Consider the following 12746-nt stretch of genomic DNA (forward strand, 5'->3'; position numbering starts at 1 on the left):
GTCCACGACGAACGGAAACCAGATGAACTCGGGGCTATCGTGGGCATCGAGCCCAGCGAGTGCCGATTGCAGCAAGGCCGCCGCCGAACGACAATCGGCGGCCGCGGAGGTGGCGGCCGCGGCGATCGCCGCCAGCCAGTACTGACCGGGACCCGCAAGTGCCGGAACGAGGCGGTCGATCTGCTGTGCGGCGCGTTGGGCGCCGGCGACGTCGCCGATCAACTGGCGTGCGTGGATCTCGAAGCAGCAGAGCGTCACCCGTTGATATGCGGCCATCCGCCAGCGGTCGGCTTGGGCGTCACCCCGCGCAACGGCCTTGCTGATCTCGTCGGGACGGCCGAGGTCGCCCGCCGCGATCACCGTGCCCATGGTGACGTACATGCGGGCCAGTTCGGTCATCTCTGCACGATCAGCGATGGGGGTGAGTAGGTCGCGGGCCTGCGGGGCGAAGCCGCGGGCGGCCGAGAGGAAACCGGTGACGGCAGAGCGGGAGGTCGAGTGAAGTCCATCGCCGGCGTCGCCGATGATCACCTCGGCGCAGCCGAGATCACCCGCGACCACCTGGTTGTAGACTCGGAGCAGCGTGGCGACCTCGGTGACAGCCCCGTTGTCGCATGCGGCTTGGACTTGGCACAGCTTGGTTTCGGCTTCGACGGACTCGCTGCGCAGGGAGTGCAGGTAGCCCTCAGTCAACAGTGCGGCGATACGGAAAGGGCCCGGGCTCACGGCGCAGCAGTAGCGGAGCGCCCGGGGGTAGTCCAGGGCACGCACGGCGGCGTCGGCGCCGCGGGCAAGGACGAAGTCACGGTCTGGGAAGCCCGGATGGTCGAAGGCGAGCGAGGCGAGGGCGAGCTCGACGTCGAGGTTGCGGGCGGAGATATCGGATCGACTCAGCTCCTGGGTCAGGACGTCCCGGAGCCGTCGTCGTACGGCGAGCCCGGGTGAGACTCGGCGAACCGCGGCGATCATCGGGTGCGCAAGCTCGGCGTGGTCGCCGCGGGACCGAACGAGTCCGTGCGCGACCGCGGCCGCTAGTGCCTCCGGCGAGGTGAGCCGAATCAGCCGATCAACCGGTAGGCAGCTGGTCTCGGTGAGGTAGTCGACAACGGCGGACGTGTCCGGACCGGCCGTGGCCAGCTGGGCCCGCAAAATGTCCGGCAGGTGCGCCGGTATCTCGAGGTCACCGCGCACCGACCACACGCCGAAACGCTGCCGCAGGGAACCGGTGGCGATTGCCTGATCCCCGACGGACACCAGGTATCCGGGGGTGCCGTGCGTCAACTGAAAGAACTGGCCGACGGTCCCGGAATCGATGGGTCCGCCGAGTCGTGCGCCGAGGAGTTCGGCCGTTTCCTCTCGTGACAAATCGGCCAGCTCGATGACCTCGACGTCGGCTCGTTCGGTCAGGTCAGTGAGGTACGAAGGCCAGGGAGTTCCGCTCGTCAGGGTCAGCAGGCAGCGGCAGTTCGGATCGGCTACGACTTGTGCGACCACCGCGAGGGAGTCGTCGTCGAGCAGGTGCGCATCGTCGACGACGAGCAACCGGGTGCCGTTCAGGACGGATTCGGCAACCGCGGTCGTCGGCGCGGGGACCTGCTGCGTCGCCGGGACCACCCAGCGCGCGAAGGCGCCGAGCGACACCTGGTGCCCGGCGCGACACCCGGCCACCCAGATACTCGGTGAGGTGACCGTGAGCTCCCGAGCGAGCCTCGTCTTGCCCGCCGCCGGCCTGCCGACCACGATGACCGCGCCGATTTCGTCGCAGCGCAAGGCGCGGCGGACTCGGGAGGCGTGCGCACCCCGTCCGCTCCACGGCCAGATCGACCCCATAACAGCAGATTATGGTCCGCGGCGGATTGATCCGCCGATGATCTGCGATGCCCGGTATAAATGGCCTTCCACGGTCCGCGCTGACAGGGAGAGGGCCTGTGCGATCTCGCGGTTGCTCGCCCCACGGTGCGCCATCGACACAATGTCTCGCTGGCGTCCAGTCAGCCCGGAGGCGCGGTCGGCTGTCCGCAACGCCGGTGTGTCCAGACCGACGGTCAGCGCGAGCTCATGTGCGCGCTGGAGTGTCTGTACGGCTTCGCATCGGTGACCACCCTGCGCTTGACATGTTGCGGCCTGGGCCAGGGTGTCGACGCAGGCCGCGATGTCTCCGGCATTGCGGTACCGGTCGGCGGTTCCGAGTAGCGCTCCTGCATCGCCGGCGACCCACTGTTGGGCGTGCTGCGCGGCGAGTTGGGCCCGTGGCAGACCGGGAAGTTCGGCGGCCAGGGCCGCGAGACGATCGGCGGCGTCGGCGCCGAACCGGACGGCTGTCCACAAGCAGTGGACCTCGAGTGCCGACTGGGCGCGCGTGCGGGCCAGTTCGGCAGCGGCCACGGCCCCCTGCCGTGCCTGCAGGATCTCGGCGGGCTGATCGCGAAGGGCGGCACACCAGGCGTCGAGCAGCAGCCGGCGACTTTCCAGGTGGTCGAACCCGCAATGTGCGGAGTCGGCGAGGCGCCGGATGAGCAGGCGCGTTGTCCGTCGGTCCCCGGCCTGCGCACTCGCCTCGGCGCAGACGAGGGCAAACGGGTGCCACATGAACCCTGGTGCGCCGACGCTGGCGAAGCCGTCCAGCGCTGCCCGGGACTGTGCCGCCGCCGCGGTGACATGGCCGCTGGCCAGCGCACACGCGCTCCGCAGGCCGGCCAGCCAGTGTTGGGAGATTCCCGGAAAGGTGTTCAGCTGCGCGACGAGCCGGTCCGTGACCGCCTGGGTCGCCGCGACTTCACCGCAGGTTGCCAAGGCGAAGACCATCGAGGTGCCGAGCATGGCCTGTTGGGAGGCGGCGAGTACCGAACCAGGGAAGAGGCGGAAGCCAGCCTCCACCGCCCCGGTGAGCGCCGTGGGATCACCGACCTCCCCGAGTGCGACGATCCGCGCCGCCGCCGCCATCAGACTGTTGAAACTGTGCGGGGCGATCTGCCCCGCCGAGTCCGACCCGACCGGATCGTGTCGCTGCAAGGTCAGAGCGTGCCTTGGGTCACCGGCGAGGGCAGCGACAAAGGCACCCATCGCCGTGCGAGTCTCCGGGCTCATCGCCGCGTCGGTCGACAGCCGGGTCAGTGGCTCGGGGTCGTTGCCCGCCCAGAACGCGCCATTGGCGCGCATCAGGGCGATCGTTTCGAGGAGCGCAGGATCGGCGGACGTCTGGGCGGCCGCGGTGAAAGCGTCCTCGGCTCCCGCGCCGTCGCCGAACGCGGCGAGCGCATATCCGTGAACCACCTTCGCCTGGGCCTTGAGTGGTCCCGTGCCGATCTGCTCGCTCAACGTCACCGCTAGATCGGTGTTCAGGACGCTGAGCGCCGCCCCCGCACCACGCAGCAGAACTCGGTCTCGGTTCTCGGCGGCACCGCAATCGAGGGCGAGCAGAGCCATCCGAATTGTGCTGGCGAAATCGGTCACGACGCGCGGGTCGTCTCCCAGCGTGCGCACGACGGTGCCCCGCAGTATCCGGCGATCGTGGGCGGTCTGGTCGGCGCGCCGCACCTCCCCGTACAGCGGATGTGCCAGCCGCACGGTCCAGTCGCCGCCGGGTGTGATGGATATCAGCTCCCGCTGTTCGGCGGTCTCGACCACCGCTGCCTCGATCAATCGGGTCAGCGCGCTGAGCGGCAGCGCTTCGATCTCGGCCAGGAGGTCGATCAGCGGGCGCAAACCTTCCCGGTCGAAGCGGTGCAACAGCGACTCCACGGCTGCGGTCAGGTCGGTGGGCAAGTGCCCGGGATCGTCGGCGGCGGCCAGCGCGGTCAAAAATAGCGGATTGCCGCCGGTGCGCTCCCAGAGCCGTTGGACATGAGCGTCGTCGACCGGTCGGGCGGTGTTTCCGCTGAGCAGGTCACCGGCCTCCGCGACGGTGAGTGTGGGGAGTTCGATGCGCTCTACCCGGTCGATTGCCAGGATCTCGGCCAGTGTCGCTGGCACCAGCTCGCCCGATCGCAGGGTCAGGAGTAGGCGGACGCGGCCCTCGGTGGCGATCTGATGCAGTAGAAAGAGGGACAGCTCGTCGGCATGGTTGGCGTCGTCGACCACCAGCAGACAATGGGGTGCGGCGTCGGCGAAGACCCGGTAGAGCTCGGAGAAGCGGAGTAGGGGATCGGGTGTTGATCCCGAGGCCCACTGCTCGAAGATTCCAAAGGGAACCTCCTGGCCCGCGGGATCGGCTTGCGTCCAAAAGGTGGGCAGCCGTTCGGCGGTCTCGTTGGCGAGCACGCGGGCAAGCTGTGTCTTGCCGATCCCGGCGGCGCCGGTGAGGACCACGATCGGCGTATCGCCGCGGTGCAGGGCACGTCGGATTCGGTCCACTTCGGCGCCTCTACCGACAAAAGGTCCACCCCGGGTGGTCGGGTGGGCAAATGCCTGCTCATGGCTCGACCGCAACCGCATGCTGCCCCCTTCGACACCCCCGTCGGTCAATCACAGCACCCATCCGGGCGGGAGAGACAGGTAATTGACTACCCGAATTTCATCGGTATCTCAGCCGTCGGTGTGCGACTGCAGGGTGGCACCCAACCGGCGGCTCTGCTCGTCGGTCCAGCCTTCGGGCTGCAGGATCCGCTGCCAGGCGTAGGGGATCGCCTCGATGTAGACGTGGCCGTGTCCGTCGGAGACATCGCCGGCCACGGACAGGTCGGCAGCCACCTGAAGGAAGCTGACGATCGGGATCCAGCGCATGGCTGGCAGCACGTCCGGGCCGCGTTGACCACTCAGCCAGTCCGGCTTTTGGAACAGGAGCCGCGGCGAGAACCAGGTGACCGGATCGGAAGGATGCTGGACGTAGATGATGCGCGGGCTGTTCCAGGGCGCGTTCGGGTGGGCGAAGTCTTCCGGTCCGGCGCCGAAACGGACGTGCTCGCCGTTGCGGTACACCGGTCGCCAGATGGGTGAATCGGGATCCCGGTTCTCGGTCAGGTCACTCCAGATCGTATTGCCGAACGTCGGGCCGGAAAAGAGGGCGCCATCGGTGCGCGACACCATCGAACCGATCGACCCGAACGCACTCTCGCTACCGAAGGTGCCCAGCGACTCGCCGAAGACCACGAGCTTCGGCCGATCCTCCGCGGGCAGCAGCTTCACCCGCCGGTCAACGGCCTCGAACAGGGCGAGCCCGGCGCGGCGCGCGCGGTCTTGGTCGACCAGAAAGGAGATGAAACTGGGCAGCGTCGAGTACTGCATGGAGACCATCGCCGTGTCGCCGTTGTACATGTAGTCCAGCGAACTCATGGTCACTTCGTTAACCCAACCGCGGCCGGTGGAGGTAGCCACGCCGACGACCTCGCGCTGCAGTCCGCCGAGGCGTGCGAGTTCGGCGGCGGCAAACTCGGCGTCCGCTTCGATACTCGTCCCGGTGTAGAGGCCCGCGTAGGCGCGGATCGGCTCCATCGCGGGTGTACCCGTGAACTCGGTCAGTTGGTCGACAGTGGGTGCGTAGGCGACGAAGTTGCGGCCGTACATACCGAGTTCGGACCAGCGGATTGCCGAGTTGGGCCCCCCGGAACGAAACATCGACTGCGTGGGGGTTTCGGTCGGCTCGTACTCGTCGTTGATGCTCTGGAACGCGGAGCGGACCGCCCCCATCGTTCGGTCGACCACCACGCCATTGATGGCGAAGATCGTCACCGCCACGATCAGCAGCCCACCTGTGACAGCGGCAACGCGAGGCGGGACCCAGCGGCCCAGCCACCGGCTGAGGCCGCGGACGGCTGCTCCCCAGCCCTGCCCGACGGCCATGAAGAGTGCAAAGAAGAGGAACGATAGGAAGAACATCAACGGATATGCGCTCGGCGGCAAGAGTTCGACGTCCATCATTGCGCGCAGCTCCCGCTGCCAGATGGCGAAGCCGATCGTCATTCCGATCAGCATGGCCGGGGCGGCGACCGCCAGCGTGATCCACCAGCTGCGTGGCCGCCGCGGCCACGGGTCGCTGCGGCTCACCATGAAGCGAGCGAGCCACGCGCCGAACACGCCCACCCCGTAGCCGAGCGCGGCTGAGCCGCCGGTAACGATGCCCTGAAACAACGGCCCGCGGGGCAGCAGCGACGGACTCAGCGACAGTGCACCAAGGATCGACGCGAGCACCATCCCGGTGAACGAGATCCGCAACCGGTAATGCCGCCACGCGCGCTGCAGCCTCACCACGCGTGAACGACGTTCTGTGCGGTGTCCAGACCGCGGGAGATCAGCAACTCGGTGGCATCGATCCCGTTGGAGATCAAGAGCTCGGTTTCGGCACGGTCAGCGGACGGAAACGGCTTGAGCACGAAGTCGGCCGGGTCCTGTCGCCCGGGCGGGCGGCCGATGCCCAGGCGCACCCGCTGGTAGTCGCGGGAGCCGAGGGCCTGGGTCAGCGAGCGCAGACCGTTGTGGCCGCCTTCGCCGCCGCCGCGCTTGAGGCGGATCTGGCCGAAGTCGATGTCGAGCTCGTCGTGCAGCACGATCACGTCCTCGGCCGCGATGTCGTAGTACTTCGCCAGCGGACCGATCTGGCGCCCGGTGACGTTCATGTAGGCGCGGGCCTTGGCGACCAGCACGGGCTCGCCGCCGATCCGCACGGTCGCCAACTCAGCGCCGGACTTCTTATGCACCGTGAACTTCTCGCCAGACGAGAAGACCAGGCCATCGGCGACCATCGCGCCGATATTGTGCCTGGTCTTCTCGTAAGCGGGACCGGGGTTGCCCAGTCCGACGATCAGGGTGGGAATTACTCCGCAGCTTCCTCGGCGGACGCGGCAGCAGCATCGTCGGAATCGGACTCGGTGGACTTGGCCTCGGAGATGGAGATCACCAGGGTGTCGTCGGCCGAGACCAGGGTGGCGCCCTTCGGGAGCTCCAGGTCGCCAGCGACGACGTTGGTGCCGGCGGCCAGGCCCTCGGCGGAGACGACGATGTTTTCCGGGATGTGCAGGGCCTCGGCCTCGATCAGCAGGGAGTTGGCATCCTGGATGAGCAGACCACCGGGGGCGGGCTCGCCCTCGATCAGGAGCGGGACCTCAACGGTGACCTTCTCGCCGCGCTTGACGATCAGCAGGTCGAGGTGCTCGATGTAGTTGCGGATCGGGTGCACGTCGACCTGCTTGGTCAGCGCGAGCTGGCTCTGGCCGCCGAGCTCTAGGTCGATGATGGCGTTGGTGCCGTTGGCGCGCAGGATGGCGGCCAGCTCGAGCTTCGGCAGCAGCAGATGCTTCGGGTCGGCGCCGTGGCCGTACAGCACGGCCGGGACCAGGCCATCGCGGCGGGCACGGCGGGCGGCGCCCTTGCCGGTGTCAGTGCGGTCGGTGGTTTGCAGCTTAGGGGTTTGCGTCGACATTTCGGTTCTCCTCGTTTCGGTGGTTTCGCGGCAGGCGACGGCCGAGACGGACAACCACTCGAATCGCGCCGATAACGGTGATCTATTCACCCTCGCCGAGACAACGGCAGCCACTTTATCATGGGCGGCGGGATCGTCGGCTACAGGATCTCGTCGACGTTGTCGACGGGGCGGGCCAGGCGGGCGCCCTTGTCGGTGACGACGAAGGGGCGCTCGACGAGCACGGGGTGGTGGACCATCGCGTCGAGGATCTCGTCGTCGGTGGCCTTATCCAGATTGAGGTCCTTGTACAGCTGCTCGCGGCGGCGGACGGCGCGACTCGGGGTGAGGCCGGCGGCGGCGATGAGCTCCGCCAACTGCTCGCGCGTCCAGCCGGTGTCGAGGTACTTGACGACCGTCGGTTCGACCCCGGCGGCGCGCAGTTTGTCCAGCGTCTTGCGCGAGGTTGAGCAGCGGGGATTGTGATAGATCGTTGCGTCCACGCTAGTAACCGTACCGTCGCCGGTACGGTGGCCGGTATGCGCTGGGTGCTGGGCGTGGCGGTGGCCACAGTGGCGTGGCTGGGTTCGGTGTTCGTCGGGCCGGGCCCCGCTTGCGCGTGCAGTTGCGCCGCACTCGCCCCCGAATCCGTGGTGCAGCAGGCCTCGCTCATCGTGATCGGAACACCGGTCTCGGCCAGTCAGTCCGGGGCGGACGTGCGCTATGAGGTCGACGTGGTCCGCAGCTACAAACAGGCTGTGCCGCAACGGATCACGGTGTTCTCGCCCTTCACGTCGGCGGCCTGCGGAGTGGATCCGGAGTTGGGTATCGAGCGGATCCTGGTGCTGCGCGGCAGCGACGGTGTCTGGTCGGCCGATCTCTGCGGCAACCTCAACGTCACGGCCGACACCCTGCACTTCGCGGGGGCGCCCATCGCGCCGATCGAGTCGGCGCAGCGATTGCGGGCCGCATCCTCGGCGGTGTGCTGATTCTTGCGGGACTCGGCTACTGGATGATCAGGCGTTTCCGTCAAACAGGCTCGTCACCGAGCCGTTCTCGAAGACCTCGCTGATGGTCTGGGCGAGCAGCGGTGCGATCGACAGAATCGTCAGCGTGTCGAAGTGCTTCTCCGGGCCGATCGGCAGCGTATCGGTCGCGATCACTTCTTTGGCGCCGCAGGTCGCGAGGCGTTCGGTGGCCGGATCGGAGAACACGCCGTGGGTGGTGGCGATGATGACGTCGCCCGCCCCGGCCTCCTTGAGAACCTTCACCGCGCCGGCGATGGTGCCGCCGGTGTCGATCATGTCGTCGATCAGCACGCAGGTCTTGCCGGCCACGTCACCGACGACCCGGTTGGCGACGATCTGGTTGGCGACATCGGGGTCGCGGGTCTTATGCACAAAGGCCATCGGCGCACCGTCGAGCGCGTCGGCCCACTTCTCGCCGACCTTCACGCGACCGGCGTCCGGGGACACCACGCAGATGTTGTCAGTGCCGTAGTTCTCCCGCACGTACTCGGCCAGCTGGCCTTGAGCATGCATGTGGTCGACGGGACCGTCGAAGAAGCCCTGGATCTGGTCGGTGTGCAGGTCGACGGTGATGATGCGGTCGGCGCCCGCGGTCTTGAGGAGGTCGGCGATCAGGCGGGCCGAAATCGGCTCCCGGCCCCGGTGCTTCTTGTCCTGTCGGGCGTACGGGTAGAACGGCAGCACCGCGGTGATGCGTTTGGCCGAGCCGCGCTTGAGTGCGTCGATCATGATGAGCATTTCCATGATCCACTTGTTGGTGGGATCGGGCATGGACTGCAGCACAAAGGCATCCGAGCCGCGGACCGACTCTTCGAAGCGCACGAAGATTTCCCCATTGGCGAAGTCTCGCGCGGTCTGCGGCGTCATTTTGACGCCGATTTCCGTGGCGACGGCCTCGGCTAGTTCGGGGTGGGCGCGCCCGGAGAAGAGCATCAGGTTTTTCCGGGCGTCGGTGGTCCACTTCATGACTTGCTCTCCTCTTGGGCTGCCTGCTGTTGGGCTGTTCGGGCCGCCTGCGCGGCACGGCTGGTGGGGCGTTTGGTGAGCACCCAGTTCTCGATGTTGCGCTGCGGCCCGGCCGAGACGGCGAGCGCCCCCGCCGGGACATCCTCGCGGATCACCGAGCCGGCACCGGTGTACACGCCGTCGCCGATGGTCAGCGGCGCGACAAACATGTTGTCCGAGCCGGTCCGGCAGTGCGAGCCGATCACCGTGCGGTGCTTATTCTCTCCGTCGTAGTTGACGAAGACGCTCGACGCACCGATGTTGGAGTGCTCGCCGATCTCGGCGTCACCGACGTAGGTCAGGTGCGGCACTTTGCTACCGGCGCCGATCTGCGCGTTCTTAGTCTCCACAAAGGTGCCGATCTTGCCCGCCTCGCCCAGGCGCGTGCCGGGGCGCAGGTAGGCGAAGGGGCCGACGGTCGCCCCGGCGCCGATCACCGCTTGGCTGCCGTGAGTGCGGATCACCTCGGCACCTTCACCGACGATGACGTCGGTCAGCGTGCAGTCCGGCCCGACCACGGCGTCGGGGCCGATCACCGTGGCACCGTGCAGCTGCGTGCCCGGCAGGAGGCGCGCGTCCTGGCCGATCACCACATCGACGTCGATCCAGGTGGTGGCCGGGTCGACGACGGTGACACCGGCCAGCTGGTGGCGTCGCACTTCCCGGCGGTTGAGTGCGCGGGCGAGCTCGGCGAGCTGGGCGCGGTCGTTGCAGCCAGCCACGACCACCGGGTCGTCGACGACGTGGGCGCGCACGATGCGGCCAGCGTTGCGGGCGATCTGCACCACGTCGGTCAGGTAGAACTCGCCCTGCGCGTTGTCGGTGGACAGACCGCGCAGTGCGGTGCGCAGCACGGTGGCGTCGAAGGCGTAGATCCCGGCGTTGACCTCGGTGATCTGTCGCTGAACTTCGGTGGCGTCCTTGTGTTCCACGATCGCGGTCACCTCACCGTCGGTGCGCTCGATGCGCCCGTAGCCGGTCGGGTCGTCGACGGTGAAGCTGGTCAGGGTGACCGCGGCCGACGGGGCCGCGGTGTGCGCGGCCACCAAGGCTTCCAGGGTCGTTGCGTCGAGCAGCGGGGCGTCGGCGACGGTCACCAGGACGGTGCCGGTGAAGTCGTCGGGGACGGCGCCCAGGCCAGCGCGCGCCGCGTCGCCGGTACCCAGCGGCTCGGCCTGCACGGCGATGGCGACGGGGCGGCCCAGTTGTCGTGCGACGCGGTCGATCTCGGCGGTCACGCGCTCGCGTTCGTGGCTGACCACTCCCACGAGGTGTTCCGGTGCCGCGCCTGCGGCGCCGTGCAGCGCATGGCTGACCAGTGAGCGGCCGCCGATCTCATGCAGAATCTTGGGTGTTTTCGACCTCATCCGGGTGCCCGCCCCCGCCGCGAGAACTATGACGGCGAGTGGCCCGCTGGTCGGGCCGCTGGGCTGTCCGGTCATCCAATTACTCCACGGGGCTGAGGTGGTCAGAACGTGCGGGTGAAATCCTACGCAATCCAAGTATGGTTCTGGTCATGAGCACACAGAAAGTCGCCATTGTCACCGGTGCGGCCCGCGGAATCGGCGCGGCCATCGCACGTCGTCTCGCCGACGACGGTCTCGCCGTCGCCGTCCTCGACCTGGAAGCGCAGGCTTGCAGTCCGGTGGTTGACGAGATCATCGCGGCGGGCGGGCGCGCGATCGCCGTCGGCGCCGACGTCTCCGACGAGGATGCGGTGGCCACCGCCGTCGATCAGGTGACCGCCGAGCTGGGTGCCCCGACCGTCGTGGTGAACAACGCCGGCGTGCTGCGCGACAACCTGCTGTTCAAGATGAGCGTCTCGGATTGGGACACTGTCATGGCCGTGCACCTGCGCGGTGCTTTCCTGATGACGCGCGCCTGCCAGCGGAACATGCTGGACGCCGGATGGGGGCGGGTGGTCAACCTGTCGAGCACCTCGGCGTTGGGTAACCGCGGTCAAGTCAACTATTCGGCGGCCAAAGCCGGACTGCAGGGTTTCACCAAGACTGTTGCGCTGGAGCTGGGGCGTTTCGGCGTCACCGCGAACGCCATCGCCCCGGGCTTCATCGAGACCGACATGACCCGGGAAACGGCCGAGCGTATCGGCGTCCCGTTCGACGATTTCATCTCCGCATGCGCCGACGACACCGCGGTGAAACTGGCCGGCCAGCCCGACGACATTGCCAACGCGGTGTCGTTCTTCGTCGACGAGCGCGCCCGCTATGTCAGTGGCCAGGTGCTTTACGTTGCCGGTGGTCCGAAGGCCTGACGGTTCACTTGTCGTTCGTCACTTGTAGTTCGGGTTGTTGTAGGTGGGGATCGTGATGTTGATCGGCAGCCGCAGCTCGGACATGTACAAGAGCACGAACTGACGCAGAAATTCGTCGAACAACCAGTAGGCCTCTTTGGGGAGGCCAACCTGGAGCAAACCCTCGCGCACCAGAACGTAGGGTCCCCACGCTGTCTCCAACAGCGGGGACCACACGGGTTCGCGGGGGATCTTCAGCCAGGCGGCGACCTCGTCGCCGAGCATGAACCGGGTGATCGCACCGAGGACTGGGCGGCTCAAGATGCTCAGATCGAGGTTGTGCCCCAGATCGAGCAGCATACTCGCTAGTTTTTGTCCTTCCGGGGTGGGCGCGAGGATCGGGTCGAGGACCTGGCGGGCTTGCGACTCGGCGCTCGACCAGGTTGCCGGGAGGTACTCGTCGGCGATGCCGAGGAAGTGTCCGGCCAGTTGCCAGCTGTGCAGAAAGCCCTCGCCTTCGGCTGGATCGACCGGTACGCCCCACTTACGGAACTGACGCATGGCGCTGGTCGGCAGGCTGTGCCAAGTGACCATCATGTCGGCCTGACTGATCGGCAATTTCTCCTGGGTGTCGGCGCCGCCAGCCCAGTGCGGTGACTTCGGCAGCAGGTACCGGACCCCGGAGTGCGCCAGCCGGGTTTTGACGCCGGTGACGACCATCTCGCCGTGCGGGGCGTAGGCATTGGCGGTGCCGATGTCGTAGCCCAGTTTGGCGGTCTTGGTGATGCGGTCTTTGAGGTCGTGACCGCCTTTGGAGTAGTAGACGGCCCGTGCTTCACGCGGGATGACGGTGCTCATCATGCCGCTGACGAATCCGTAGATGACGCCCAGATAGGTGCCGCGTTTGGCGTTGAAGTTGGTGGCCGCAGCGAGCTTTCGGTGGTCGGCCCAGCGCGGCATTCGGCGCGACTCTTCGATGAAGTCGCGCAGATCGCGGGGGAGCCCGGCTGGCAACGGCGCCGCGTTTTGCGTCCAGCCTCGCAGTACCTGGTTGACCTTGGGAATCTCGCCCTTCTTGGCCAGATCGGCGACGATCTCGTCGCACACCGGGTCCCATACGGTGTGGGGG

The 12746-nt window shown here is 67.5% G+C and carries 11 protein-coding genes; 2 read left to right on the forward strand and 9 right to left on the reverse strand.

The window, feature by feature from the left end:
- The 6 genes from WAW85_RS06270 to arsC all read right to left on the reverse strand — a co-directional run.
- On the reverse strand, positions 1–1830 hold a 1830-nt coding region (locus WAW85_RS06270), incomplete at its 3' end, for a hypothetical protein (RefSeq protein WP_422558773.1).
- 9 nt (positions 1831–1839) lie between these two features.
- Positions 1840–4434 (reverse strand): AAA family ATPase, encoded by a 2595-nt coding sequence (locus WAW85_RS06275; RefSeq protein WP_422558774.1) that lies wholly within the window; start codon positions 4432–4434, stop codon positions 1840–1842.
- A 90-nt stretch (positions 4435–4524) separates the two neighbouring features.
- Positions 4525–6186: an alpha/beta hydrolase gene (locus WAW85_RS06280; protein ID WP_422558775.1), complete on the reverse strand. Its 1662-nt coding sequence runs from the start codon at positions 6184–6186 to the stop codon at positions 4525–4527.
- Positions 6180–6740, reverse strand: a complete 561-nt coding sequence (pth, locus tag WAW85_RS06285; RefSeq protein WP_422558783.1) for an aminoacyl-tRNA hydrolase — start codon at positions 6738–6740, stop codon at positions 6180–6182. Before pth ends, WAW85_RS06280 begins: the two co-directional genes overlap by 7 nt.
- 8 nt (positions 6741–6748) lie before the next feature.
- Entirely contained in the window at positions 6749–7354 is a 606-nt protein-coding gene (locus tag WAW85_RS06290; RefSeq protein ID WP_422558776.1) for a 50S ribosomal protein L25/general stress protein Ctc, read from the reverse strand.
- A 140-nt stretch (positions 7355–7494) separates the two neighbouring features.
- Positions 7495–7836, reverse strand: coding sequence for an arsenate reductase (glutaredoxin) (gene arsC, locus WAW85_RS06295; RefSeq protein WP_422558777.1), 342 nt, complete (start codon positions 7834–7836; stop codon positions 7495–7497).
- 36 nt (positions 7837–7872) lie between these two features.
- Between arsC and WAW85_RS06300 the strand changes: the two genes are divergently transcribed.
- Positions 7873–8322, forward strand: a complete 450-nt coding sequence (locus WAW85_RS06300; protein ID WP_422558778.1) for a hypothetical protein — start codon at positions 7873–7875, stop codon at positions 8320–8322.
- 27 nt (positions 8323–8349) lie between these two features.
- Here WAW85_RS06300 and WAW85_RS06305 read toward each other — a convergent pair whose 3' ends face one another.
- Entirely contained in the window at positions 8350–9327 is a 978-nt protein-coding gene (locus WAW85_RS06305; protein ID WP_422558779.1) for a ribose-phosphate diphosphokinase, read from the reverse strand.
- A complete protein-coding gene (glmU, locus tag WAW85_RS06310) occupies positions 9324–10808 on the reverse strand; it encodes a bifunctional UDP-N-acetylglucosamine diphosphorylase/glucosamine-1-phosphate N-acetyltransferase GlmU (protein WP_422558780.1) in 1485 nt (494 codons plus the stop codon). Before glmU ends, WAW85_RS06305 begins: the two co-directional genes overlap by 4 nt.
- Positions 10809–10882: 74 nt before the next feature.
- Between glmU and WAW85_RS06315 the strand changes: the two genes are divergently transcribed.
- On the forward strand, positions 10883–11638 hold the full coding sequence (locus WAW85_RS06315) for an SDR family oxidoreductase (RefSeq protein WP_422558781.1): 756 nt from the start codon (positions 10883–10885) through the stop codon (positions 11636–11638).
- Between the two features lie 18 nt (positions 11639–11656).
- Here WAW85_RS06315 and WAW85_RS06320 read toward each other — a convergent pair.
- On the reverse strand, positions 11657–12746 hold a 1090-nt coding region (locus WAW85_RS06320), incomplete at its 5' end, for an oxygenase MpaB family protein (RefSeq protein WP_422558782.1).

It is taken from the genome of Gordonia sp. (in: high G+C Gram-positive bacteria), from assembly GCF_049299075.1.
GTDB lineage: Bacteria > Actinomycetota > Actinomycetes > Mycobacteriales > Mycobacteriaceae > Gordonia.